Genomic DNA, 23,210 nt, shown 5'->3' with positions numbered 1-23,210 from the left:
CTTGGTCAGGTCGAACAGGTCGAGGCCAATGAGGGCATGTCCTATGGCGTCAACGACATGCGCGACGGCGTCAACCTGTCGCGTATGCAGGTGACCCGGCCGCTGGTCATGCCGACCGAGGTCACCAACCTGCCCAATCTGGTGGGCTTCCTGCGCTTCGGCCGCAATTTGCCTGTGGTCCGGTTCGATAGCCGGTTCAACAACATTCCATCGCTGGGAGAGGCCTTCGCCGAACGTACTGATCCGCCCGCCCAGATCGACAAGGCGCAAACACTCGTTCGCATTGCCCACGCCGAATCGCGGGTCCGTGAAGCCATGGAGCGCGAGGCTGCGCAGACGCCGCCAGCCCCCAACGCCGGAGAAAAGCCGTCGAAGAAGCCCCCGGTATCCCAGGAGACGCCAACGCCGCCTTCACCCCAGCCGGATCTGTTCAGCCCTCCGGCGCCCGATATCGATCCGCAGCGGGTCGAGGACATCCTGCTGAATGAAGAGCATGCCGAGCTTCCGGCTCCCGCGCGAACCCTGTGGACCATCCTTGCCGGCAAGCAGGGAGAAATCCGCTCCGAACTTGTCCAGCATGGCCATGAAGATGGGCCGCGTGAGCAGGCGAGGCCGGCATGATCCAGCCCCAGCGTCTCCATGGTCGGCCCGCCAACATTGCCCGCTATTATACGGTCGGCGACTATTACACCAAGGGCGGGAACGAGCCTTCGGAATGGGCCGGCAAGCTCGCGACTGATCTTGGGCTGTCAGGCGCGGTCGATCCCAAGCTGTTTCGCGACGTTCTGGCTGGCAAGGTTGGCGACCAGCAACTGGGGCGCCATCGCGCCGATGGGCAGATCCAACACCATCCCGGCTGGGACTTCGCGGTCAACGCGCCAAAGTCCGTGTCGATCATGGCGCTGGTGGCCGGGGACGAACGCGTGCTGGCCGCCCATGAGGGAGCGGTGACCGCCGCTATCACCTATCTGGAGGAACAGGCACAGCTGCGCCGCCGGGACGAAGGCAAAATCGTTCACGAAACCACCGGTCGCATCCTCGTCGCGCGCTTTACCGAACATGGTAGTCGCGAACTCGATCCTCATCTCCACACCCATCTGGTCGTCCTCAACATGACCAACCGTGAACCCGGCGATCCCATGGCGAGCCTGGAAAGCAGGGTCATGTATGGCGAACAGCGCGTCGCGGGTCAGATCTATCGCAATGCCCTGGCCTTCGGTTTGCGCGAGGCGGGCTATGAGATCGACACCAACCCGCGATCGGGCCTCTTCGAGATACGCGGTGTTCCCGATGATCTGATTGAGCAATTCTCGCAGCGCGCCGAGGCGATCGAGGACCATGCTCGCGAACACGGGCTGGTCGGGCAGAAGGCCCAGCGCGCCTCATTCTACGCCACGCGCAAGGCCAAGGTGAAGATCGGCAAGGATGACCTTGTCGCACGGTGGCACCAGCGGACCGGGCTACGGCTCGACGCGCTTCGGTTGATCACCGCCGGGACGCATGAGCGAGAAGGCAGGCACCTGCCAGCCACCGAACGGGCGGCGTCGCGTGCCGCGCTGTTCGGCTTGCGGCAATTGGAAACGACCGAAGCGGTCAACAATCTGGGCGATATCCTGCGCACTGGTCTCGCCGCCCATGTCGGTGAAGTCCGGCTCGAGGATATCCGTCCCCGGATTGAAAACCACGAACTGTTACGCAAGCTGCTCCCGACCCATGAGCAGACCGGCCACAGGATACTGGCACGAGGGCGAACCAGTCGCAAATCCTGGCGGCTTGAACTGGCGCTCACCCAGCATATCGCGCTCGGCCTGAATGATGCTCCCCCGATTGCCTCAAGTGATCGATTGCTTACCGTGCTGGAGGGGACCAGCCTCAACAAGCAGCAGCAGAATGCCCTTGTCGAGACGGCGCTGACACGCGATCGCATCACCGCCATCCACGGCGTCGCGGGATCCGGCAAATCGACGCTGGTCAGAGTGTTGGGAGAGGCGGCTGAGCCCGGCACGACCTTGATTGCCCTGGCGCCCACATCTTCAGCGGCCGCCGAACTGGGCAAGAAAGCAGATATAGCCTCCTATACCGTTGCTGGTTTCGTCGCGCGAGGCGGGCAGGGGATCACCGACCGTCATGTGCTGGTCCTCGACGAGGCGGGGCAATTGAGTAACCGTCAGGCCCAGCGACTGCTTGAGATCAGCAGGACGACAGGCGCACGATTGCTGCTGCTGGGCGACGAGAAACAGACTGGCGCCATCGAGCAGGGTAAGCCGTTCTGGCTGATGCGCAAACTGGGCCTGCCGACGGTCGAACTTACCGAGGCCGTGCGGCAGGAAACCAAATCGATCAAGGCGGCCGTCACTGCCGCACGATCGGGCAACTTCGCCGAGGCATTGGCAAAGCTTGATAGCGTCAGCACCGTCACCGACAATGAGAGGATGGCCGAACAGGTCGTGCATGCCTGGATACGGCTCAAGCCGGACTCGCGGGCAGGCACCAATATCCTCGTCCTCGACAATGCGACCCGCCTCATCGTCAACAGCAAGATTCGCGATGCGCTGAAGGACGAGAATGGTCTCGCCGCCCAGGACAGCCGGCTGTCCATCCTCGCGCCCGCCGGCCTGACCGACACTGAAAAGCATATGGCGCGTTTTTACGGCTCTGGTCAGGTCGTACGTTTCGACCGCGATATCGTAGGTCTCGGTGTCGCCCGCAATGCCGACTATCGCGTCGTCGGACTGGGGCGTGAACCCAATGGCCGACAGGTCGTGCGCCTCGTCGACGAGCAAGGACGCACGATCCGATGGGATCCGCAGACCACCGGGGCCCGGCACATCAACATATTCAATCCCGAATATCGCGATCTTGCCGGAGGAGACCGTATCCAGTGGCGTCTCGTCAACCGTGAACTGGATCTGCGCAACGCCGAGCGTGGGACCGTGGAGAAGCTGGAAGGGGCGGTGGCAACGATCCGCTGGGACCGGGATGGACGTGTGCAACAGGTCGATCTCGCCGAGCACAGGACGTGGGATCATGGCTATGCCGAGACCGTCTATTCCGCTCAGTCCAAGACCTATCCGCGCGTCTTCGTGCTTGCCCCGGTCGAATCGCCACTCGTCAACGCCCAGAATTTCTACACGGCCATCACCCGCGCGGCCTTCGGCGCGAGGCTTTGGACCAACGACGTCAAGGCGTTGATCGCAAAGCTCGAGCGGCAGTCGGGCGAGAAAACATCTTCGTCGGAAGGGTTGGGGCGGCTGAAGGCAGACCGTGTCGATGCACTCTCGAACCGCCATGGACAGCATCTGGCCAATCTCAAGGCCGAACAGGAGCAATTGCGCGCACAACGCCGCGATCGCGTGCCCGAACGGCATCTTGATCGCCGGGAGCGTCCGCCGCGCGGCGCCGCCGAACATCTCGCCGAGGGCGCGCGCAGTATTGCACAGGTCCTGGACCGCTTCCTCAAGGACATTCTCGACCGCGCCCGCACCGATCGCGGGGCACCAGAAAATCAGCCGACGCGGCCAACGCCATTTCCTGTCCATCACCCCGAGCCGTCTCACGGTCCCGAGCGATAAGGTCATTTCCCATGCTGTTTATCCTGTCCGCGCTGCTGCTCATCCTTCTGGCTTTTTTCTTCCGTCGATTTCGGGTGCCCATGAAGCATCGCTGGCGAAGGCGGCAGGCCAGGGCCATGGCGGGCCAACTTCGCGGACGGAATCGGTTGCAGCCGCCACAACTCCTCTATGCCCGCCTGCGCGCCATGGATCCGCTCGCTTTCGAGGAACTTCTGCTCGAGAGTTTCGAGCGCCGTGGTCACAAGGTCATTCGAAACCGCCGTTACACCGGTGATGGCGGGAACGACGGACAGGTGGTCATCAATGGCGCTGCCTGGCTGATCCAGGCCAAGCGCTATGCTGATACGATCCGGCCGGAACATGTTGCGGCATTTGAGGCGCTCTGTCGCACGAGGGGGCGGCGCGGCCTCTTCATCCACACGGGGCGGACCGGGCCACAATGCCGGGCCGCCGTCGCGAATAGCAGCACCATCGAAATCATTTCCGGTCGCGCACTTCTCGCCTTGCTGACAGATGGGCCGTTTCCAGACTTCACCGGCATAGGGCACCATGACCGAGTGGCGTCAAAGGCGATGAGGGGTGTATGATGCGTTTCGTTCCCTATCTCATCGGTATATTGCTGTGCGGAGTGATAATTTCACCGTCCTTGGCGCAGGCCAGAACGCGCAATCCGGATGAGGAACGTCTGATCGGTGTGTGCATCCGCCAGGCCTCACTTGGCAGGCCCTGGCTCGAAAAGACGCTGTGGGGTCTGCGCGACCAGGAGGCAGGCTGGATCGGAGCCGAGGTTGGCAACACCAACGGCACCCATGACCTGGGGCCCTTGCAGATCAACAGTTGGTGGGTCGGCCGCATCGCCGCGCATATCGGTCGGCCAAAAGCTCATGTGCGCCACTGGCTCCGTTTTGATCCCTGTTTCAACGCCGAGGCCGCACGGTGGGTGTTTCTGTCCGCCCTGCGGACGACGGGAGACTATTGGAAGGCAGTCGGCGTCTACCACAGCCCGACGGCGTGGCGTCAGCGGAACTATATTGCATCGGTGGCCATGCACCTGAGTGGAAGGTTCGGGAACGACGTGTTTATGCGCTGAAACCTCCGTCACGCCGCAGGTTGCGGCGCAGCCAGCTCAGCCATCTGCTCCAACGCGGTGGTCAGGTCCTTAATAATCTGGCCGGTTAGCTCGTCTAACGCTTCGGGGCCGAAATCCCGATGCCGGCTTCGCTCGGAAATCCAGCTGATATCGAGCGCAGCCTTGTCACGTTCCAAGAGACCCGCAATGTCATAGGCGCGCCAGCGCCCGGCGGGCGCTTCGGGAGACCAGCTAGCCACTCTGTTATGGCGATCGTCGGGGCGAAAGCAGGTCACAAAGTCCTCCAAAGTCCGCCTGTTCAAGCCGATTGCAGCGTAGCCAATGCGGTGTTTGAGGGCGCAACGGCGGCGTACGGCGGCAAATAGCGGTATGGCGGGTCGCATGGGATTCGAACTGGTATGAGGCGACGATACCCTTCGTCTGAACGATAAGTTCAAATTGATACTCTCAGCGAATGTCGGTCTCGGTGGTGGCGAGCCCCCGCAACCACAAAAAACGACATTCGGGAGTTTTGTCGGTCTCGGTAAGATCGCCCTCCTGCAACCAACTACCCGGCGTATGGGACAGAGTCAGCGCCTGTTCGCATGCGGCAATGAAGGCTTCCCCGCGATCGGCCACGAATACGGCTTCGATATCGCCATAATGGCGGACGACGTCGGTTATGGGGGTCGATACAACGGGCTTCCCGGCCGCAAGATATTCCGGCGTCTTAGTCGGGCTGATGAAGCGGGTGGCTTCGTTGATGGCAAAGGGCATCAGGGCGACATCCCAGGCGCACACGCAGGCGGGCAACTCTTCGTAGGTCAGGCCACCCGGAAAATGCAGGTTGGCGCGCCGGGGCAGATCATCCGGGTTGATCTTGACGATCGGACCTATGACTTCAATGTGCCAGTCAGGCCGCGCGTCGGCGAGCGCCGCTAGCAGTTCAAGGTCCATCCGCTCATCGATGACACCGTAAAAGCCAAAACGGGGGGGATGCCCCGTTGCGCGCGTGCGCGGCTGCCGGGCTGCGCTGAAATGCGCAACATCGACGCTGGAAGGAACCGGATGAATATCCCGATGCCGGTCCTTTTTCGCCTCATACAGACTATATCCGCCTGTAAAGACGACATCGGCCTGAGACAGCAGTCGCTGTTCGAGGGGCAATAATTCCGGTGGGGCGCCGTGAAAGTTGGCGAGTTCGTCCATGCAATCGTAGATCACGCAGTCGGCGGGAACATGCTCTGAAAAGGGCAGCATCATCGGGGTGTAATACCACCGGATATAGGGGTCGGGCTCGCTGGCGAGATGTTGATCGAGCAGCAGCTTCAGGATTTCGCCATTCAGGGCGGGATCGCCAGCCGCGCACAACTGCGGCGTGATGACGCGAACGCCGGTTTGCGGACAATCGCGGATATGAAGTCTCGGCTCGTCCAGGTCGGTGATCGAGACGGGCTCCTCCCAGTAGAGGACGCGGCTGTGGTGGGCGAAACGCCGCATCAGATGCTGGGGCCGCTGAAAAACGAAGTCCCAGCGCAAATGGCTAAAGCAGATCAGGGTAAAGCCGCTGAGGGCGACAAAAGATGCAGGGAACTGAGAGGGTGGCGTCGGCCGGCGGCCCATGGACTTACCTTTCTGGAATATGAACAAACCGAACCCGCTGCGCACATCTGCGGTTCCAGCAATGTTCGTTCACATAGGTTGGTCAAAGGGGTGAATACGTCAGGCCTGCGTTGAAAACTCGCTCGAAAGGGCTTTAGTGCCAATGCTGCGGGCTGCTGGACAGTTGCCGGAGACTGGCTGATGACAAACAATCCTGAGCTATGGGCCGGCGTGGAATGTACGCTCAACCGGGTAGGTGACATGTTCACCGATCAGCTCCGGCTGAGCGGGCACCGGGACCGTATCGACGATCTTGACCGGTTCGCCTCGCTCGGCATCGGCGCGATCCGTTATCCAATACTATGGGAACATATCAGCCCTGACGATCCGGGCCTTTGCGACTGGTCGTGGAGCGACGCCCGGATGGCGCGGCTCAAATCGCTGGAGCTGCGGGTCATCGCGGGGCTGGTGCATCATGGCAGCGGTCCGCGCTATACCAGCCTGCTCGACGATAGTTTCGCGCCCGGACTGGCGCGCCACGCGGCCCGCACGGCCAAGCGCTATCCTTGGGTCACCGACTGGACCCCTGTTAACGAACCGCTGACGACGGCGCGGTTTTCTGCACTCTATGGTATATGGTATCCGCATCTGAAGGACGAGCGGGCTTTCTGGCTCGCGCTGCTTAATCAGGTGGATGCCATACGGCTCTCCATGCGCGCGATTCGGCGCGTCATTCCAGGCGCCCGGCTTATCCAGACTGACGATCTTGGACGAACCTACGCAACAGCGACGCTGAGGGGACAGGCAGCGTTCGATAATGAGCGACGGTGGGCCGGATGGGATCTGCTGTTTGGAATCGTTGACGACCTGCATCCCCTCTGGCCGCGGCTGTCATCCTTTGGCTTACAGGATCGTTTGCGCCGGATCGTCGATGATCCCTGCCCGCCTGACGTGGTCGGCATCAATCATTATCTAACCAGCGACCGTTTCCTGGATCATCGCCTGCAACGATATCCGCGCCATACCCATGGCGGCAGCGACAAGCAGCTTTATGCCGATGTCGAGGCGGTCCGGGTACTCAACCCGGCACCACCAGGGTTGGACAACGCATTGAGCGAGGCTTGGGCGCGCTATCGAACGCCACTTGCAATAACCGAGATTCATAACGGCTGCACCCGCGAAGAGCAGCTTCGTTGGGTGGCGCAGGCGTGGGACATAGCGGTGAATGCCCGAAGCCGGGGCATCGACGTAGAAGCCTTCACGCTCTGGTCGCTTCTGGGCAGCCAGGGATGGAACACCCTATTGACCCATAAAGGCCTCTATGAGCCAGGTGCATGGGATGTGAGCAACGGTTCCCCCCGTGCCACCGCATTGACCCGCTTGCCAGGCGCGTTGACCTTTCGCGGTGACCGCCCCTTGCTAAGCCGGGGAGCGGGATGGTGGCAGCGACCGATCCGTATCATGCATACCCCGATGACAAGGCCTTCGCCAATCGCCGAACATTGCGCGGGCCAAGCTGTACAACCCGTCCCGCAACCCCTGCTGATTTGCGGCGCTACCGGCACATTGGGGCAGGCTGTCGCGCGCGCCTGCATGCATCGGAACATTCCATTCGTCCTTACCGGTCGCGACGAGATCGACTTGGGCGATCCGCGAACGATGGACGCAGCGCTAAAACGGCATCGACCATGGGCAGTGGTCAATGCAGCGGGGTGGGTGCGGGTGGACCATGCCGAACATGCAGAGCAGGCATGCCGTCGGGTCAATGCCAGCGGTGCGCAAGCCCTGGCGGCCGCCTGTGCAGATCATGGGGTGCCGACCCTGTCTTTTTCGAGCGATCTTGTATTCGATGGTACAAAGAGCGGCGGCTATGACGAGACAGATGCTCCGCTGCCCCTGAACGCCTACGGACGCAGCAAGGCGGATATGGAAGCGGGCCTTCTTTGCCTTCCCGGCCGCCATCTGATCATACGTACAGCCGCGTTCTTCTCGCCCTACGACCGCCATAACTTTGCCGTCGCGGTTGTCGATGCGCTCCGTCGTGGTGAGCAGTTCCTTGCGGCCAACGACCTGTTCGTCACGCCCACCTATGTGCCCCATCTGGTCGCAACCGCGCTGGATCTGCTGATAGATGAAGAGGCGGGACTGTGGCACCTTACCAACGGCGAACCCGTCACATGGGCCGACTTTGCCCGCCGGGTCGCCCTATCGCTGCACCTGGAACCCGCGCTTGTTGTCGAAGCGCCCTGTTCGACATTCAATTGGGCGGCGCGTCGGCCGACCAATGGCGCACTGTCAAGTTCGCGCGGCGCGCACCTGCCGCCCCTTACCGCTGCCCTGGACCAATTTTCGGCGCATATGCGGGCCACCTGATAACAGCAGATTGCGCCCTACAGACCACGCCGGGATTAAGACTTGCCGCATGGAGAACTCTTTGCAGGCCGATGGGTTCTTTGACGCAAAGGAGTTTATGCAATGACCGATACCGCCCCAATGATCCACGAAGATGCGCTGCCCGGCCATGAGCGCAAACTGTCGCCCAAGCCCCAATGGCAACCGCGCTACCAAGGTTCCAACCGGCTCGCGGGCAAAGTGGCCATCATCACAGGCGCCGACAGCGGCATAGGCAGGGCGGTCGCCGCCCTCTATGCGCGCGAAGGTGCCGACATCGCGATCGTCTATCTGCTGGAAGACGACGATGCGGCCGAAACGCGGCGCATCGTAGAAGCCGAGGGTCGAAAGGCGATCACGATCCGCGGCGATATCGGCGAACGGACCTTTTCTGACGAGATCGTCGCACAAACATTGGGGGCGTTCGGCAGGGTCGATATCCTTGTCAACAATGCGGGCGAACAGCATCCCGACAAGGACATCACCGGGATCGCCGAGGATCAGCTTCGCCGTACTTTCCAGACCAATATTTTCGGCATGTTCTTCCTCGTGCAGGCCGCGCGTCCGCATCTAAAGGCCGGGGCGGCGATCATCAATTGCACCAGCGTGACCATGTACCAGGGCAGCGCCGAGCTATTGGATTATAGCGCTACCAAGGGCGCCATCACCGCCTTTACCCGGTCCCTGTCGGAAAATCTCGTGGGAGAAGGCATTCGCGTGAACGCCGTCGCACCCGGCCCGATATGGACGCCGCTCAACCCGTGCGGGGGTGCAAGCTCAGAGAAGCTGGAACATTTCGGCGAGGATACACCGATGGGCCGACCAGGCCAGCCCAATGAGGTCGCGCCAGCTTTCCTCTTTCTCGCGTGCGACGACGCAAGCTATATGTCGGGTCAGGTCCTGCACCCCAACGGCGGAACGATCGTTAACGGATGAGGCTGCCTTTCCGACGATCCCAAATCAGCGGAGCGTTATGCGCACACCTCGTCACGCGCCTCTTGGTGACTGATCGTGAACCGGGCGGTGCCCGACATTGCGGCATTTCCCTCCGGCGAGACCGCCGAGACGACGGAGGACGAGTTCATCCAATGCTTCCTGCTCGGGGGGGTGAGCTGGTCATTCGCGATAGTGAGACGCGCCGAAAGCAGTTCTTCATTGCTTAGTGCGGCGGCTTGTGCCGCAAGTCTCAAATGATCTTCCATGTAACGTCTCCCTCGCGACTATCTCCTGTAGCAAACGACCGGCAGGCAGCGGGATCTGCGCCGATATTATATCGCAGCCGAAATTGATGACATTAACGCAGGTTGAAACAGTGCCATGAGGGTCGATCTGACTGATCGCACTGGTCGATAGGTCTTTTTGACCAGAGGGTGCAACCGGACGTTACAGCAGGGACGGGTCTTGGCGGACCGATTTCGCGCCGTACTATGGTAGCCGAATTTTGTGGAGCAGGCCGCAGCAATGCTACCCGTAGCGATATCCCCCGATCTATGCAGGATCGGACTTGCCGCATCTCCATCCGCGCAGCCGAGCAGGCGTCTGCAGGAGTAGGGCTCTTGGCGCAACCGCCGTTGACGCCCCGTGTTAGCGCACACTCTTGAGACCAACCTTCAGGTGAACCGCCATCACGCCGTAAATCGACGTCAGCCACGCGCCTGTTTGCGGCGGGCTTCCCAACCCTTCTTAGCCGCAGCCGAGCGCTTTTCGGCGCTCTGGTCGGAGCCGGCTATATGACCGCCCTTACGGGATGAGGCGTGGTTTTCGATCTTGCTGCGACCTGGTCCCGATTTCTTTCCGCCGCCGGATTCCTTGTTCACCGTCGCCCAGGCGCGGCGCTCGGCTTCGTCCTTGGACACGCCGCGATCCTCATATCCTTCCTCGATATGCTCGGCCTTGCGCTTTTGCTTGTCGGTATAGCTGGACTTGTCACCGCGAGGCATGACTCTTCTCCTTCTTGCTGAATGCCGCCCGCAGCTCGTCCTTGGCTTTTTCCAGGATATGTCGTTGCCTGGCGCTGAGATTGTCTCCCGCCCGATTGATGTAGAATGTCAGCATGCCCATCGCCGATTGCAGCGGTGTGCCCTTGCGGCGGTGGCTATGTTCGGCAGAGCGTTTCAACGACAGGGCGATGGCTTTTGGGTCGTCCTGTTTGAAGACGCCCTCGTCGAGGTCGAGCGCATCACTATGTTCGGTCACATCCTGCGACCATTTGCGCTTGGTCATTGCGTCTCTCCTGTCTCGCTCAGCTGCCAGCATCTATGTTGACGGGCGGCGCCAGAGGATTGCCATCGGATCTATCCTTGTGCGCGACGTCGTCGTCAGCCTTGCCCGATCCACCATCCGCGGGGGTAGGGGAACCCTTTCCCGGCGGCGGCGTCCCGGCATCGCCTTCTGCCGGCTCGGTCGAACGCGGACGGCTCTCGATGTCCTGCAGTACGCTGTTGTCGCGGCCGCTGCTGTGGTTCACCTGCTCCATCATGGCTTATTTCCTTCGTTCAGTCGGAACCTGCACGCGTGTCGTTCTCCTCGCCGCGTCGCGTCATGGTTTCGGGATTATAGTCGGACGATATGGCGCCACCGCTCACCGGATCGCGTGCGGGCTTGCGGTCGAGCGTATCGCTGGGCCGGCGGGCCGCACCCTGAGGCTGGTTCTCCGTCGAGATGTTGGGCTTACGCGTCTTTTCCGTCGGCACGGCGCGTTCGCTACGGGACTGATCTTCCATGGCTCTCTCCGTTTCATGCGCCTTTGGCGCGTTCTCCTTCCGGATAATCCTCCGGTTTACCGTCCCGACTGCGGGCCGATCCTCTACCTTTTCGGGAGGCTCTCCACCGCGCGTGCGCGGATCCGGATCATTCTTGTCCGGCCGGACTTCACCGAGCGGCCCCTGGCGCGGGCTGTCGTCCATCGACACGTCCGAAGGGTCTGTAGGCTCGCGTGTCTGCTCAGTCATCGACCGTCTCCCAGTTCAACTTTTGAGGGGTCCGCTTTGGTCCAGTAGAGGTGACAGGGCGGGATGTTGCGCCACTCATAGGCAGAATGGATCGCGCCGATATGGGTCTTCAGCAGGGGCTCAATGGCGCGGCGCATCTGATAAGCGCAGAACATGCCGTCAGGAGCGAGGATGGCGCGACCGGCGCGCATCGTCCGATCGGCTTCGGCCGGATCAAGGGTGGAGAAGGGCAAGCCTGAAAGAATGCAATCGGCCGGCGGCAGGCCACGCTTTCGAAGGATAGCAGCAACATTCGATGCCGGCGCGCAGACGGCATGCAAACGTCGATCGTCTATGGTCGCCCTGAGGTGATCGACAAAGGCCGGACTGGTGTCCAGTGCGAGCAAGGCAGCGTCAGCAGGCAGACGAGACAGCGCCGCGCGCGTGAACGCACCCGTGCCGGGTCCGAATTCGACGAACAGCTTGATGCCATTCCAGTCGATCGGTTCCAGCATTCGGCGCACGAGCCACCGGCTTGCGGGAAAGGCGGATCCGACCATTGTCGGATACTGGAAAAATGTCTTCACGGTCAGCGCAAGCGACGACCGGCTCTGATCGGCATCCCCACCGGGCGCAGCAGAAACGGACATGGCGTCGGACCCGTCGGCCAGCGTCTTGCTCACGGACCTTCCTCACGGATTGGAATTCACGATGAGCGTAAAACTTGGTTTGCCGAGGGCCGTTCCGACTGCAAGCGCTGAAAAGCTGCGTAGCTTAACCTAAGTAACTCACTTTGTATCGCCAACCGAACTGAACCGCGCCGGGTTTGCCGGAGGCTCCAACTCCTGAGAAGGTGGAGCCTGTATGAGCAAGACAACGAACAAGTTTGCACCTGAAGTGCGCGAGCGGTCGGTGCGGATGGGGGTCGATCACGAGCGCGATTATCCCTCCCGCTGGGCGGCGGTGGTATCGATCGCGCAGAAGATCGGCTGCGTTCCGCAGACGCTGCATGAGTGGGTGAAGAAGGCGGAGGTCAACAGCGGCAAGCGCGCCGGTGTCCCGACCGAGGTTGCCGACAAGATGAAGGCGTTGGAGCGCGAGTTCCGTGAACTGCGGCAGCCAACGAGATCCTGGGCAAGGCGTCGGCATATTTTGCGCAGGCGGAGCACGACCGCCCGTTCCGGCGATGATCGCGTTCATTGACGATCACCGCGATGCCTATGGGGTCGAGCCGATCTGCCGCGTCCTGCCGATCGCGCCATCCACATACTACGAGCGCGTCGCGCAGCGACAGAATCCGACACGCCCGTCGGCGCGGGCACGGCAGGATGCGGCCATCAAGCCCGAGATCGCGCGCGTGTTCGTCGAGAACTTCGCGGTCTACGGCGTGCGCAAGGTCTGGCGGCAGATGATGCGGGAGGACGTGTCCGTCGCCCGCTGTACGGTCGCTCGGCTGAGGCGCGAGATGGGCTTGGCAGGAGTGATCCGCGGCAAGCCGGTGCGCACCACCATCAGCGACAAGGCGGCGCCATGCCCGCTTGATCACGTCAACCGCCAGTCCTACGCGCCAGCCCCGAACATGCTGTGGATGTCGGACTTCGCCTACGTCGCGACCTGGGTGGGGTTCGTCTACGTCGCCTTCGTTATCGATACATATGCTCGGCGGATCGTTGGCTGGCGGGCCAGCCGGACGGCGCACGCCAGCTTCGTGCTGGATGCGCTCGAGCAGGCGCTGCATGATCGCCGACCGGCGCATCGCGGCGGCTGCGGACGTTCGATAATCAGGACCTGACCGGCGTTTAGTCAGGGTACAATGATTCAGCTCTGCGGGCTGACGCGAGAGCGGTTGCAAGCTATAATGATGGAAGTCGCGAGACGGGCGAAAACGTTCCTCCGGCGCTTATGCGCTGCTGCAGACAAAAACGCCTTGGCTGGAATGTCTCAGGCCCAAAGTTCTTCCGCGCTTCAGCGAGCAAGATTCGGGTCTTCACGCACCGGCACCTTACCTGTGGACAAATTAACCTGATCACGCGTGAAAAGGATCAGCCCGGTTCCAAACAGTGGCAGCACAGACAAGATGGCCCAAGCCAGGCAGGCCCCGCGCGACGTGAGCAAGGCCTTGCGCCGCAGAAGAAGTCCCGCGACGAAAAGCGCAATTGAAAGCGCCAGCAGCGCCACGATAATCGGAATCGGTGTCCCCATGTCCATGCAGGGGAAACGGTGCACGCATGCGCCTGTTCCTTTGGAGAAGGGAGAAGCACCTCAAGACTGATCCAGGATAGCAAGGTAAAACCTGCGGTCCGGTGAAGTTTCCTTATCGCCCAAACCGGCAACGAAGTGCCGTCGCACACGTTACGCGGTCATGACCCGCTTTTACCTTCATTTGCATAACCAGACCGGCACGGCGCCAGACGAGCAGGGTCAGGATCTAGGCTCCCTCGACGAGGCGCGGCAGTTAGCGCTGGATTCCATCCGCGATGTTTTAAGCGAAGAGGTCAGACAGGGCCGGATCGACTTTCGTGGCCATATCGAGATTGCGGACGAGACAGGCGAGGCGCTTGCCATCCTGCGTTTTTCCGAAGCGGTCGAGCTTGTCGTGGACGGAGAAGCGGCATGATCGATCGCCATATCGCCAAGCTTCGCGCGCGCGACGAACTCAGTTCGCAAGAAGAAGACGCTATTCGCGCCGCGGTAGCGGAGGTGCGCATCTATGAGCCCGATCTGACCGTCATTCGCAGGGCAGAGCAATTGACCCACTCCACGCTGCTGCTCGACGGGTTCATGTGTCGCTACAAGGACCTCAGCGATGGACAGCGGCAGATCAGTGAATTGCATGTGAGCGGCGACTTCGTTGATCTGCACAGCTTCACGCTCAAATATCTCGATCATGACATCATGACTCTAACGCCATGCCGGGTCGCGTTAGTTCCGCATGAGAAATTGCAAGAAATCACCGAGCAGCACCCTCACCTCGCGCGCCTCTATTGGTTCCTCACCAACATCGATGCCGCGGTGCATCGCGAGTGGGAGCTTTCGCTGGGGCGGCGGTCCGCCGTCGCGCGAATCGCGCATCTGTTTTGCGAGCTGCAAGTTCGGCTGTGTATCGTCGGTATGGCCGATGACAGAGGCTTCGAACTGCCACTCACGCAGGCTGAGTTGGCGGAATGCTCCGGCCTCACCGCGGTCCATGTGAACCGCTCGCTCAAAGCGTTGCGCGAGGATGGCCTGGTAGAGTTTCGCCGAAGCCGTGTCGAACTGAGGTCGCTCGAAAAGCTGAGGATGCTCGCCGAATTCGATCCTATGTATCTGTATGTGGATCGCCGCCGCCGGTAGGTAAGCGGCGTCGCCCAGGCGTAGCTAATCCACTCCGCCAGAACAGGAACGGCCCGCCGCTCTCTTTCGTCTGCCGGTAGGCCGGGCCTGCCATTATTGCATGCTTCCTGATGGGCTAAGCCAGGACTGCGCTCCCCTGGGGCCGGTTGACGAGACTTTGACAGGTCGTATGATCGAGGAAGGTTATCGTCCTGCCATTGACCTGAATGAGCCGATCGCGCCGCAACGCCTGCAAGGTCCGATTGACATGTACACTGGTGAGGCCGACGGCATCGGCGATGATCTCCTGTGTGAGGGGAATAGTCATCCTATTACCCTCACAACATCCACTGAGCGCCAGCCGCTCATGCATTTCGCACAACCAATCGACGATCCGCTCATAGGCGCTTAGCCGGCCCAGCCGGGTGATTTGACGAAACAAATAGCCACGTTCGAGCCGCCGGCTGGAGGCATAGGCGCTTTCCAGCCCGCTGCCGTCCTCATCGGCGCCCGGCGCAACGCAAACCGCAATGTCCGTCAAGGCGGTCAGACTCGCAGGGCCGTTCGCGTCCTGTGCTTCCAGATTATCGATCAAATCGCCAGGGAGCAGAAATTGAAGGATCTGGCGTCGTCCATCGCTCAACAAATGCATCCGGTATGCCCAGCCATCCATCAGCAGCAGCGAACGCCGGACCCCTTTCTCATACATGTCGACTTCTCGCCGCGCAGGGACAATTCGAGCGCTGCGGCCGGCGGCCTCCAGTTTGGCGAGATCCCCATTGCTCAGCGTAGCGAGCGCCGCCAGTCGGCTAAAGGTCGGGAGATGGCCGAACGAAAAGGTTTGCGCTTCCATTCAGGATCAACGTTCGGCAACGAAACTTGTATCCCTTGGTGTCAAGGGTTCTGAATCTATCGTGAATGCAATCGTGCATCGCACCCCGCCCGGCATGATTTCGAAGCTGGTATCAGCTTCAAGCTGATAAGGCAGGGCCTGCTCGATATATTTGCGGCCAAAGCGTTCAGGGATCGGAGCGGACGCAACGACAGACACGCCGGTTTCAGTCCAGTAGAATGTCAATCGCCGATCGCGAAGAGCCCAGCCAATCCGCAATGATCCATGCCCGTCCATACTGGCCAGAACGCCATATTTGACCGAATTGATCATCAACTCGTGAATTCCAAGCGCAAGCGCCGAAGCCTGATCATGCCCTATCCTGACTTCCGACCCTTCGATCAGCACGCGAGGATCATTGGCCGACGCGACCGTGATCAACTCGTCGCAAACCATCATCTCCAGGTCGAGGCCGACCTCGGACGTCAGAGATAGCTGCGCCTGATAGCGCGCCACCGTGTTCAGCCTATCCGGAAAATGATCGGCGACATGCTCCAGCGTTTCGGCCGTCTCGATCGTGCGGGAAAAGATCGACCGCACCACCGCCAGTTGGTTGCGGATACGATGATGGAATTCCCGCATCACGAGGGCTTCCCGCTCGAGGCTTTTGTCCAATGCGCGCTTGTATGTGTCCCGCTCGTCGAGGGCGCGCTGCAATTGCGCAGCAGGATCGCCGTTGAACTCCGCTTCCGCCACACTGCCTCGCCAACCGTTTCAGCGCAAGAACGCATATCACGCGATCCGGTGCCATCGCTGACGACATATCGAAAATTCGCCGACGCTTACAAGTTTTATTGGAGAGAGCAGCGGTAGCGAGTAGCGTACCGGCACCCCTCCTTCAGCGGCGGCAGTTCCGCCTCGAAAGTCATCATGGCCGAAAAGACATCATCGGACCCCGCGTTCGAATCGCTGCTTCAATATATTCAGGACAGCCGCCGGCTGGATTTTCGCGGCTACAAGCGGACCAGCCTGCGCCGCAGGATCAACTTGCGCATGGAAGCCGTGGAGACGAAGACGTTCGACGACTATCAATCCTATCTGGAAGCCGATCCAGGCGAGTTCGAGAGCCTGTTGAACACGGTGCTGATCAACGTCACATCCTTTTTCCGCGATGCCGACGCATGGGCGGTATTGAAGGAAGAGGTCGTGCCCCGGCTGGTGGCCAACAGCGAGCCGGATAAGCCGATCCGCATCTGGAGCGTGGGCTGCGCATCCGGAGAAGAACCCTATTCGATCGCCATGCTGCTGGCCGAAGCGCTGGGCAGTGCGGACTTCTGCAACCGGGTGAAAATCTATGCCACGGACCTGGACGAAGAGGCGCTGAAAGTCGCGCGTCTGGCCAGCTACAGCCCGCGTGACGTCGAGAGCGTGCCTCCCGACTTACTCGAAAAATATTTCGAGCGCACCAACAATCATTATGTATTCGAGCGCGAACTGCGCAAATGCGTGATCTTCGGCCGACATAATGTCGTCAACGACGCGCCGATCTCGCGCATCGACCTGCTCGTGTGCCGCAACCTGCTGATCTATCTGGAAGTCGAGACCCAAGGCGTCGTGCTTCCGCGCCTGCACTATGCGCTTAATCCCGAAGGCACCCTTTTTCTGGGCAAGGCGGAAACGCAGCTCGCGCGCTCGCCTTTGTTCAAGGCGGTCGAGTTGAAGCACCGTATCTTCTCCAAGGTCGCGCAGGAATGGCGCCGGCCGATCAACGGCGGCTTTGCAGGCGGCCGTTCGCGGCGGGCCGAAACGCCCCTGCCCAGCGTGCTGCTGCTCGAAGCGGTAGTGAACGAAGCGGGTAATGCGCTAGTCGTGGTGGACGAGACCGGCGCGGTCGCGCTGGCGAACAATCCGGCCCGGCATCTGCTGGGCGTGGGCGAAGCGGACATCGGGCGGCCGTTCCAGGACCTGCCGATCTCCTACCGGCCGATGGAATTGCGCGGGCCGATCGAGGAGGTGTTCCGCACCCGGCGCGGCATCCGGCTGGAGGACCAGGAATATCGGCTGACCCAGGCCGACGTGTTGCGCCTCACCATCGACGTGCGTCCGCTCGCCCGGCCCGACGGCAGCGTCTACGCCGTGCTGCTGAGCTTCGCCGACACCACGCGGATGCATATGCTGCATCTCGAGCTGGAGGCGGCGCAGGAGAATCTGGAGAACACGATCGAGGAACTCCAGTCGGCCAATGAGGAGCTGGAGACCACCAACGAGGAGCTTCAGTCCACCAACGAGGAACTGGAGACCACCAACGAAGAGCTTCAATCCATCAACGAGGAACTGGAGACGCTGAACGAAGAGGCGCGGTCCAGCAACGAGGAGATGGAATCGGTCAACGAGGAACTGCGCATCCAGGCCGAACAGGCGTCGAGCTATCGTCTCTATCTGGAATCGGTGCTGCGCAGTATGAATGGCGGCATCATCGTGCTCGATTCCAAGCATGCGATCCAGAGCTGGAACCGGTGGAGCGAGAATGCCTGGGGCCTGCGGTCCGAAGAGGTGCTCGGAACCAGTTTCGAGTCGCTGGACATCGGCCTGCCGGTCCACCTGCTGCGCGAAGCGATGGCGACGGTACAGGCGGGAAGCGAGAAACAGGTCGAGAAGATCATCGAGGGCATCGACCGGCGGGGGCGCCGCCTTTTGTGCAATGTGATCGTCTCGGGCCTGCTCGACGAGGAGAATGATCGACATGGCTTGGTGTTGCTGTTTCAGGACGTTACCGAGGAGCATCGCCGCGACGATTATGGCCGCTATCTGGGCCGGATCATGGGGCGGGCGCTCAACGAGATTTATTTTCTCGATCCCGTAACGCTGCACTTCACGCTGACCAACGAAGGGGCGCAGAAGAAACTTGGCTATTCGGAGCAGCAATTGTCGTTGATGTCGCTGCTCGACGTCATGCCGGACGTATCGGGGGCGGAGATCAAGGGTCTGCTCGCGCCGCTCATGAGCCGGGCGAAACCGGAGATTGTGTTCGAGACGGTGATCGGCGCTGCCGACAACCGCCGCTATCCCGCCGAGATCTGCATGCAATATTTCGCGGACGAGCATCCGCCGCTGCTGGTCGCGATCGTCCACGACACAAGCGATCGTCAACAGTTGGGTTAGCCTGGTTTAGCATATGTCAGTTTTTCGATGGTTTTTCAGATCGTCGTTATCAAAGATCAAGGCGTTTGCGCCGCTCTTGAATAGGATGACATTTCGATCGGGGGAAAGCGTAAGGAAGCAGACATGCTCGATGAAATCGATGAGGAATATTATCGTAAGCGCGCGCTCTATGCCCGTCAGCGCGCCGAGGAAGCGGTGAATCCGTCCATCGCTACCGTACACCGCAATTTCGCAGAGGAATATGAGCGCAGAGCGGCAGCTGTACGCACCTCGCGTAAGAGCAAGGCGCATATCATGGGACTCAACTTCAGTACCCGTTAAGCTTCGCCGTCGGTCTGGGATTTACGCAGGCTCGACATCGCCCGTTCGAGCACCTGGATCATCTGTTCGGATTCCCGCGATGCTTCGGCCCAGCGTCCTTCGGCATGGGGCAGGCCTCGCGCATGCGCGCTTTCGCGCATCTGGACGAACAGGCGGATGCGGTCGCGATGGGTGCGTGCGGCGATCGACAGCGCGCGCTCCAGCTCTTCGTTCTGCGCCGCGGCAAGGCCGAGCGGCGTGAAGGCATGACCGACCTGGCAGCGGAAACGCAGCTCGCCCTCCAGCTCGATCTCGTTCAGTACGCCTCCGCAGTCGGGGCAGGAGATATGGCTGGGCTGTCCCGGCGTGACGACATTCGGTTCCATGATGGCAAAATCCCTAGCGGCCATGCGGTCCTCCACCAGATAGTCCTTGGGCAAGGGGACGCTGGCTCCGGCCTCTTCGCGCACCAATGTGCCGAGCAGCGCGGCGAGACCGTCGAGCGCTACGCAATGGTCGACATGATCGCGCTTGAGCGCATTTTGCGGCATCGACGGCCACTGCGCGTCGGCGGGATCCTGGACCATCGACAGGCCGCCCGCGGCCTTGATCGCGATCAGGCCTTCTGTGCCGTCATCCAGCAACCCGGTGAGCACGACACCGATGACGCGCCCCCCATAAGCGATCGCGGCCGAACGGAACAGCGCGTTCACCGCCGGCCGCGTCCGGTTTTCCTGCGGGCCGCGGCGCATGAGGATGTTGCCCGGTCGCAGCAGCATGTGGAGATCGGGCGCCGCGATATAGATGCGTCCCGCTTCGATGATATCGCCGTCCATCGGCGAAATGGCGGGGAGCGGTCCGGCGCGCCCGATCAATTGCGGCAGCAGGCTGCGCGCGGAAGGCGACAGGTGCTGGGCGATGAAAATGGCGGCGGGAAAGTCCGCCGGGAGCCCCGCACATAGCCGCTGCAGCGCTTCCACGCCGCCAGCCGATGCGCCGATTACTACAATGTCCTTGGTCGGCATAATGCCTCCTTGAAAAACGTAACGTCCGCGCATCGTCTTTCGCCGCATGCGCATCGAAAATAACTGGCGACTTTTCCTGAACCCACGCGTTATCTTGCTTAACAGAGGGCCCCGCCATGCCATCATCCGTCGGCCGTTCCGACCCGGACGAGATCATCCGCCTGCTCGACGAAAATGAGCAGCTGCGCACCGCGCTGGAATCGGCGCTGGAAGAGAATGGTCGGGTCGTGGAGGACCGAGACCGCTTGTTGACCCGGATCGCGGTGCTGGGACGGGAGTTGCATGCGCTGAACCTGATCAAGCCGGCTGTTCCTCCTGAACCGCAATCGACGCCGAGCGAAGCCGAAATGCTGGTAAGGCAAAGCCAGACCGATGAGGAACTGCGCGTAGCTTTCGAGGAACTTCAGGTGCTGACCGAGGAGCTGGAAGTCGCCAATACCAGTCTCCAGAAGGCAAACAGCGATCTGGAGGTGCGGGTCGCTGGCCGGACACGCGAGCTGACCGAGGCCAACAGCATATTGCGCCGAACCGAACTCCGGCTCTCCACACTGGTCAACGGCATCCCCCAGCTCGTCTGGCGCGCGGGCGAAGGCGGACAATGGACGTGGGCGAGCGAACAGTGGGAGGGGTTTACCGGCCTTAGCAATGAGGAAAGCCGCGGGTTCGGCTGGCTCGAAGCCTTTCACCCCGACGATCGCGAAGGCGCCCGGCGCGCCTGGGCGCAGGCGGACCGACATAATGGTTTCCTGTTTGAGGGACGTCTGCGGCTGCGTGACGGTGGCTATCGTCACTTTCAGACCCGCGCGAGTCCCGTCCGCGCGGCGGACGGCAAGATCCTGGAGTGGCTGGGCACATGCACGGACGTCGACGACATATTGCAGCTTCGCGAGCAGCAGTCGGTACTGGTCGACGAGTTGCAGCATCGGACGCGCAATCTGATGGCAGTGGTGCAGGCGGTCATGCTCCGAACGATCAAGGGGACGCGTTCGCTGGAAGAGTTTCGCCGCTGCATCGACGACAGGCTGGAAGCGCTGGCGCGCGTGCAGGGGCTTTTGTCGCAACGCGGATCGCAACGAATCGCGTTCGACCGGCTGCTGCGGGCGGAGCTGTCAGCCCATGTCGAACTCGACGACGACGGCAACGGCAAACAGATAGCGACGTCCGGCCCGTTGGGCGTGCCGCTGGCGACCTCGCTGGTGCAGACCTTCGCCTTGGCATTGCATGAACTCGCAACCAATGCCGTCAAATACGGCGCGCTGTCCCAACCGACGGGATTACTCGAGGTGGGGTGGGATGTCACGGAGCGGCCCAACGGCACCCACCAATTGCATGTCGATTGGCGCGAGCGAGGCGTTGCCGACATGCCCGACAAAGACGCCGTACCGCGAGGGGGGGGCTATGGCCGTGAACTGATCGAGCGCGCATTGCCGTATCAGCTTGGCGCCGAAACAAGCTATGGCTTTACCGAAGATGGCGTTCATTGCACGATCAGTGTGCCGGTAGCCATGGACAGAAAAATGATGGAGACGATCAATGGCTGAGTTCAGCCTTGCGGGGCTGCATATTCTCGTCGTGGAAGACGAATATCTGATCGCCGACGAGATTCGGGATATGCTGGATGCGGCGGGAGCCAAGGTGCTCGGTCCCGTTCCCACGGTGGAGGCCGCTTTGGCGCGGATAGTTGAAGCGCCGCGGATCGACGCCGCCATCCTGGACATCAATCTGCGCGGTACGATGGTGTTCGACGTGGCCGACGCTCTGAACGCAAGGGCCGTGCCGTTCCTGTTCGCGACGGGCTATGACCGCAGTGCCATCCCCGATCGGTTCAATGAAATTCCGCGCGCCGAAAAGCCATTGAAGGCCCGACACGTCGAAGGAGCGCTGGCGACGATCATGAAGGACAGGGGCTTCGCCAACTGAAGGCCGGTCCGGCCGTGCGTCGCCCGCCTATTTGCGGCATGCGCAACCCTTGAGGTCATGCATTAATCTGAGTGAGTCGGCGGGTGCTTTGCAGGAACCGGCCGATGCGCCCCCGGTTAAACCTGTCGGTGGACCGGACAGCGCATGTGATCGCAATGAATGACGGAACGGCGAAACAGCAAGCAAGCTCTAAAGACCGGACCAGTCGCTGGATCGACGCCATGCGGGCACAGGATTATGACACGGTCTGGGCAATCTCCCAAGAAGCGCTGTCAGAGCGAAAGCCGGAACAGCGCGACGATCCCACTCTGCCTTATCACTACCGCTGGGTCTGGGATGGGCGCGACTATCATCGGAAGCATTGCCTGGTGCGCTGTTATCATGGCCTGGGCGATACGATACAGTTCGCGCGCTTCCTGCCATTGCTCGGCGCACGCGCCGCATCGCTTAAGGTGGAGGTGCAGCCGCGGCTGCTCCCTTTGCTCAATGCGGTCTTTCAAAAAGTTGGTCATCAAGGGATTGAACTGGTTCCGTTCGACCCGGTCCGACCCGCTCCGCCTTCAGAATGCGATATGGAGATTACGGAACTGGATTTCGCTCTACGCGCGAGACCCGCCGACGCCCCCATGCCCTATATCTCCGTCAGTCGGGCCTTGCTGCCGCGATCTGTCGTCGGACTTTGCTATGAGGCTGGCGACTGGGACCCGGCCCGTTGCATACCGGCCGATTTATTGCAGCCGCTATGCAGCTTGGCGCCCTGTCTGACATTGGTGCCCGAGCCCACCAGCCTGGATGTGCTGAACCCCGGCGGCTGTCCTTTCGACATGGAGATCACCGCCGCCCTCGTTGCCGCCATGGATTTGGTAATCACGACAGACACGATGATCGCGCATCTTGCAGGAGCGATGGGCAAGCCGACCTGGCTGCTGCTCAAGGCGGAGCCGGACTGGCGCTGGCCGGTCGGCAGCCGCCATACGCCCTGGTATCCCTCGATACGCATCTACAGCCAAACGGTCAGTGGCGACTGGCGCGGCGTGCTGGCGGAAGTCTGGCACGATCTGGCGGCGGTCGCGCTCAGTGCGAAGGAACTTTAGT

The 23,210-nt window shown here is 61.3% G+C and carries 26 protein-coding genes, 1 pseudogene and 1 other annotated feature; of the genes and pseudogenes, 15 read left to right on the top strand and 12 right to left on the bottom strand.

Annotated elements, in window-relative coordinates:
• The 4 genes from VMR39_RS27535 to VMR39_RS27520 all read left to right on the top strand — a co-directional run.
• Window positions 1–621 (top strand): type IV secretion system DNA-binding domain-containing protein (locus VMR39_RS27535; protein ID WP_325421242.1); only part of this gene is annotated, 621 nt, incomplete at its 5' end.
• Window positions 618–3,572: a MobF family relaxase gene (gene mobF, locus VMR39_RS27530; RefSeq protein WP_325421240.1), complete on the top strand. Its 2,955-nt coding sequence runs from the start codon at window positions 618–620 to the stop codon at window positions 3,570–3,572. The genes VMR39_RS27535 and mobF, both read left to right, overlap by 4 nt.
• An 11-nt stretch (window positions 3,573–3,583) precedes the next feature.
• A complete protein-coding gene (locus tag VMR39_RS27525; protein ID WP_325421238.1) occupies window positions 3,584–4,159 on the top strand; it encodes a restriction endonuclease in 576 nt (191 codons plus the stop codon).
• Complete coding sequence (locus tag VMR39_RS27520) at window positions 4,159–4,662, top strand: lytic transglycosylase domain-containing protein (RefSeq protein ID WP_325421236.1); 504 nt, start codon at window positions 4,159–4,161, stop codon at window positions 4,660–4,662. The genes VMR39_RS27525 and VMR39_RS27520 overlap by 1 nt, the downstream gene beginning before the upstream one ends.
• An 8-nt stretch (window positions 4,663–4,670) precedes the next feature.
• Here the strand turns inward: VMR39_RS27520 and VMR39_RS27515 are convergent, their stop codons facing one another.
• Both VMR39_RS27515 and VMR39_RS27510 read right to left on the bottom strand, forming a co-directional pair.
• The gene (locus VMR39_RS27515) at window positions 4,671–4,937 is read right to left on the bottom strand and encodes a hypothetical protein (protein ID WP_325421234.1); all 267 of its coding nucleotides are present in this window, start codon (window positions 4,935–4,937) and stop codon (window positions 4,671–4,673) included.
• 172 nt (window positions 4,938–5,109) lie between these two features.
• Entirely contained in the window at window positions 5,110–6,309 is a 1,200-nt protein-coding gene (locus VMR39_RS27510; RefSeq protein ID WP_325421232.1) for a glycosyltransferase, read from the bottom strand.
• A gap of 135 nt (window positions 6,310–6,444) precedes the next feature.
• On the opposite strand from VMR39_RS27510, the gene VMR39_RS27505 reads away from it, so the two are divergent.
• Together VMR39_RS27505 and VMR39_RS27500 are read left to right on the top strand one after the other, a co-directional pair.
• Window positions 6,445–8,616, top strand: coding sequence for a sugar nucleotide-binding protein (locus VMR39_RS27505; protein ID WP_325421230.1), 2,172 nt, complete (start codon window positions 6,445–6,447; stop codon window positions 8,614–8,616).
• Between the two features lie 102 nt (window positions 8,617–8,718).
• Complete coding sequence (locus VMR39_RS27500; RefSeq protein ID WP_325421228.1) at window positions 8,719–9,570, top strand: SDR family oxidoreductase; 852 nt, start codon at window positions 8,719–8,721, stop codon at window positions 9,568–9,570.
• Between the two features lie 35 nt (window positions 9,571–9,605).
• On the opposite strand, the gene VMR39_RS27495 is transcribed toward VMR39_RS27500, so the two are convergent.
• From VMR39_RS27495 to VMR39_RS27470, 6 genes are all read right to left on the bottom strand, one after another.
• The gene (locus VMR39_RS27495; RefSeq protein ID WP_325421226.1) at window positions 9,606–9,836 is read right to left on the bottom strand and encodes a hypothetical protein; all 231 of its coding nucleotides are present in this window, start codon (window positions 9,834–9,836) and stop codon (window positions 9,606–9,608) included.
• 441 nt (window positions 9,837–10,277) lie between these two features.
• Window positions 10,278–10,574 carry a plasmid stabilization protein gene (locus VMR39_RS27490; protein WP_325421224.1) on the bottom strand — a complete coding sequence of 99 codons (297 nt, stop codon included), beginning with the start codon at window positions 10,572–10,574 and terminating at the stop codon, window positions 10,278–10,280.
• Entirely contained in the window at window positions 10,561–10,857 is a 297-nt protein-coding gene (locus VMR39_RS27485) for a DUF3175 domain-containing protein (RefSeq protein ID WP_325421222.1), read from the bottom strand. Before VMR39_RS27485 ends, VMR39_RS27490 begins: the two co-directional genes overlap by 14 nt.
• A gap of 19 nt (window positions 10,858–10,876) precedes the next feature.
• On the bottom strand, window positions 10,877–11,113 hold the full coding sequence (locus VMR39_RS27480) for a hypothetical protein (RefSeq protein WP_325421220.1): 237 nt from the start codon (window positions 11,111–11,113) through the stop codon (window positions 10,877–10,879).
• A gap of 16 nt (window positions 11,114–11,129) precedes the next feature.
• Complete coding sequence (locus tag VMR39_RS27475; protein WP_325421218.1) at window positions 11,130–11,585, bottom strand: hypothetical protein; 456 nt, start codon at window positions 11,583–11,585, stop codon at window positions 11,130–11,132.
• Entirely contained in the window at window positions 11,582–12,079 is a 498-nt protein-coding gene (locus VMR39_RS27470) for a class I SAM-dependent methyltransferase (protein WP_325421216.1), read from the bottom strand. The genes VMR39_RS27475 and VMR39_RS27470 overlap by 4 nt, the downstream gene beginning before the upstream one ends.
• A gap of 349 nt (window positions 12,080–12,428) precedes the next feature.
• Here VMR39_RS27470 and VMR39_RS27465 point away from each other — a divergent pair.
• Window positions 12,429–13,329: pseudogene (locus VMR39_RS27465) on the top strand (IS3 family transposase); the annotation flags it as partial.
• Window positions 12,709–12,825: a sequence feature (AL1L pseudoknot), on the top strand. Its footprint overlaps the pseudogene before it by 117 nt.
• 200 nt (window positions 13,330–13,529) lie before the next feature.
• Here the strand turns inward: VMR39_RS27465 and VMR39_RS27460 are convergent.
• Window positions 13,530–13,790, bottom strand: a complete 261-nt coding sequence (locus VMR39_RS27460) for a hypothetical protein (protein ID WP_325421214.1) — start codon at window positions 13,788–13,790, stop codon at window positions 13,530–13,532.
• Window positions 13,791–13,926: 136 nt separating this feature from the next.
• On the opposite strand from VMR39_RS27460, the gene VMR39_RS27455 reads away from it, so the two are divergent.
• Together VMR39_RS27455 and VMR39_RS27450 are read left to right on the top strand one after the other, a co-directional pair.
• Entirely contained in the window at window positions 13,927–14,181 is a 255-nt protein-coding gene (locus VMR39_RS27455; protein ID WP_325421212.1) for a DUF6894 family protein, read from the top strand.
• The gene (locus VMR39_RS27450) at window positions 14,178–14,897 is read left to right on the top strand and encodes a Crp/Fnr family transcriptional regulator (RefSeq protein WP_325421210.1); all 720 of its coding nucleotides are present in this window, start codon (window positions 14,178–14,180) and stop codon (window positions 14,895–14,897) included. The genes VMR39_RS27455 and VMR39_RS27450 overlap by 4 nt, the downstream gene beginning before the upstream one ends.
• Before the next feature lie 115 nt (window positions 14,898–15,012).
• On the opposite strand, the gene VMR39_RS27445 is transcribed toward VMR39_RS27450, so the two are convergent.
• Window positions 15,013–15,729 carry a Crp/Fnr family transcriptional regulator gene (locus VMR39_RS27445; protein ID WP_325421208.1) on the bottom strand — a complete coding sequence of 239 codons (717 nt, stop codon included), beginning with the start codon at window positions 15,727–15,729 and terminating at the stop codon, window positions 15,013–15,015.
• A 6-nt stretch (window positions 15,730–15,735) separates the two neighbouring features.
• On the bottom strand, window positions 15,736–16,350 hold the full coding sequence (locus tag VMR39_RS27440) for a sensor histidine kinase (protein ID WP_325421246.1): 615 nt from the start codon (window positions 16,348–16,350) through the stop codon (window positions 15,736–15,738).
• On the opposite strand from VMR39_RS27440, the gene VMR39_RS27435 reads away from it, so the two are divergent.
• The 3 genes from VMR39_RS27435 to VMR39_RS27425 all read left to right on the top strand — a co-directional run bounded on the left by VMR39_RS27435 (window position 16,246) and on the right by VMR39_RS27425 (window position 19,191).
• The gene (locus VMR39_RS27435; RefSeq protein ID WP_325421248.1) at window positions 16,246–16,581 is read left to right on the top strand and encodes a hypothetical protein; all 336 of its coding nucleotides are present in this window, start codon (window positions 16,246–16,248) and stop codon (window positions 16,579–16,581) included. The genes VMR39_RS27440 and VMR39_RS27435 overlap by 105 nt on opposite strands.
• A 57-nt stretch (window positions 16,582–16,638) precedes the next feature.
• Window positions 16,639–18,870, top strand: a complete 2,232-nt coding sequence (locus VMR39_RS27430; protein ID WP_325421206.1) for a CheR family methyltransferase — start codon at window positions 16,639–16,641, stop codon at window positions 18,868–18,870.
• 123 nt (window positions 18,871–18,993) lie between these two features.
• Window positions 18,994–19,191, top strand: a complete 198-nt coding sequence (locus tag VMR39_RS27425) for a hypothetical protein (protein WP_325421204.1) — start codon at window positions 18,994–18,996, stop codon at window positions 19,189–19,191.
• On the opposite strand, the gene VMR39_RS27420 is transcribed toward VMR39_RS27425, so the two are convergent.
• Window positions 19,188–20,195, bottom strand: coding sequence for a chemotaxis protein CheB (locus VMR39_RS27420; RefSeq protein WP_325421202.1), 1,008 nt, complete (start codon window positions 20,193–20,195; stop codon window positions 19,188–19,190). The genes VMR39_RS27425 and VMR39_RS27420 overlap by 4 nt on opposite strands.
• 116 nt (window positions 20,196–20,311) lie before the next feature.
• Here VMR39_RS27420 and VMR39_RS27415 point away from each other — a divergent pair, with 116 nt between their 5' ends.
• The 3 genes from VMR39_RS27415 to VMR39_RS27405 all read left to right on the top strand — a co-directional run bounded on the left by VMR39_RS27415 (window position 20,312) and on the right by VMR39_RS27405 (window position 23,209).
• Window positions 20,312–21,736 (top strand): sensor histidine kinase, encoded by a 1,425-nt coding sequence (locus VMR39_RS27415; RefSeq protein ID WP_325421200.1) that lies wholly within the window; start codon window positions 20,312–20,314, stop codon window positions 21,734–21,736.
• The gene (locus VMR39_RS27410; RefSeq protein WP_325421198.1) at window positions 21,729–22,115 is read left to right on the top strand and encodes a response regulator; all 387 of its coding nucleotides are present in this window, start codon (window positions 21,729–21,731) and stop codon (window positions 22,113–22,115) included. Before VMR39_RS27415 ends, VMR39_RS27410 begins: the two co-directional genes overlap by 8 nt.
• Window positions 22,116–22,270: 155 nt before the next feature.
• Window positions 22,271–23,209, top strand: coding sequence for a hypothetical protein (locus VMR39_RS27405; RefSeq protein ID WP_325421244.1), 939 nt, complete (start codon window positions 22,271–22,273; stop codon window positions 23,207–23,209).
• The last annotated feature ends 1 nt before the right edge of the window (window position 23,210 follow it).

The organism is Sphingobium sp. (genome assembly GCF_035511395.1).
Lineage (GTDB): Bacteria > Pseudomonadota > Alphaproteobacteria > Sphingomonadales > Sphingomonadaceae > Sphingobium.
This window is presented reverse-complemented; position numbering and strand designations above follow the sequence as displayed.

Excerpts from the sequence above, each read along its gene's own strand:
- mobF (WP_325421240.1), top strand. The coding sequence starts at position 618 with ATGATCCAGCCCCAGCGTCTCCATGGTCGGCCCGCCAACATTGCCCGC.
- VMR39_RS27525 (WP_325421238.1), top strand. The coding sequence starts at position 3,584 with ATGCTGTTTATCCTGTCCGCGCTGCTGCTCATCCTTCTGGCTTTTTTC.
- VMR39_RS27520 (WP_325421236.1), top strand. The coding sequence starts at position 4,159 with ATGCGTTTCGTTCCCTATCTCATCGGTATATTGCTGTGCGGAGTGATA.
- VMR39_RS27505 (WP_325421230.1), top strand. The coding sequence starts at position 6,445 with ATGACAAACAATCCTGAGCTATGGGCCGGCGTGGAATGTACGCTCAAC.
- VMR39_RS27500 (WP_325421228.1), top strand. The coding sequence starts at position 8,719 with ATGACCGATACCGCCCCAATGATCCACGAAGATGCGCTGCCCGGCCAT.
- VMR39_RS27495 (WP_325421226.1), bottom strand. The coding sequence starts at position 9,836 with ATGGAAGATCATTTGAGACTTGCGGCACAAGCCGCCGCACTAAGCAAT.
- VMR39_RS27490 (WP_325421224.1), bottom strand. The coding sequence starts at position 10,574 with ATGCCTCGCGGTGACAAGTCCAGCTATACCGACAAGCAAAAGCGCAAG.
- VMR39_RS27485 (WP_325421222.1), bottom strand. The coding sequence starts at position 10,857 with ATGACCAAGCGCAAATGGTCGCAGGATGTGACCGAACATAGTGATGCG.
- VMR39_RS27480 (WP_325421220.1), bottom strand. The coding sequence starts at position 11,113 with ATGATGGAGCAGGTGAACCACAGCAGCGGCCGCGACAACAGCGTACTG.
- VMR39_RS27475 (WP_325421218.1), bottom strand. The coding sequence starts at position 11,585 with ATGACTGAGCAGACACGCGAGCCTACAGACCCTTCGGACGTGTCGATG.
- VMR39_RS27470 (WP_325421216.1), bottom strand. The coding sequence starts at position 12,079 with ATGCTGGAACCGATCGACTGGAATGGCATCAAGCTGTTCGTCGAATTC.
- VMR39_RS27455 (WP_325421212.1), top strand. The coding sequence starts at position 13,927 with ATGACCCGCTTTTACCTTCATTTGCATAACCAGACCGGCACGGCGCCA.
- VMR39_RS27450 (WP_325421210.1), top strand. The coding sequence starts at position 14,178 with ATGATCGATCGCCATATCGCCAAGCTTCGCGCGCGCGACGAACTCAGT.
- VMR39_RS27445 (WP_325421208.1), bottom strand. The coding sequence starts at position 15,729 with ATGGAAGCGCAAACCTTTTCGTTCGGCCATCTCCCGACCTTTAGCCGA.
- VMR39_RS27435 (WP_325421248.1), top strand. The coding sequence starts at position 16,246 with ATGATCGGCGACATGCTCCAGCGTTTCGGCCGTCTCGATCGTGCGGGA.
- VMR39_RS27440 (WP_325421246.1), bottom strand. The coding sequence starts at position 16,350 with ATGCGGGAATTCCATCATCGTATCCGCAACCAACTGGCGGTGGTGCGG.
- VMR39_RS27430 (WP_325421206.1), top strand. The coding sequence starts at position 16,639 with ATGGCCGAAAAGACATCATCGGACCCCGCGTTCGAATCGCTGCTTCAA.
- VMR39_RS27425 (WP_325421204.1), top strand. The coding sequence starts at position 18,994 with ATGCTCGATGAAATCGATGAGGAATATTATCGTAAGCGCGCGCTCTAT.
- VMR39_RS27420 (WP_325421202.1), bottom strand. The coding sequence starts at position 20,195 with ATGCCGACCAAGGACATTGTAGTAATCGGCGCATCGGCTGGCGGCGTG.
- VMR39_RS27415 (WP_325421200.1), top strand. The coding sequence starts at position 20,312 with ATGCCATCATCCGTCGGCCGTTCCGACCCGGACGAGATCATCCGCCTG.
- VMR39_RS27410 (WP_325421198.1), top strand. The coding sequence starts at position 21,729 with ATGGCTGAGTTCAGCCTTGCGGGGCTGCATATTCTCGTCGTGGAAGAC.
- VMR39_RS27405 (WP_325421244.1), top strand. The coding sequence starts at position 22,271 with ATGAATGACGGAACGGCGAAACAGCAAGCAAGCTCTAAAGACCGGACC.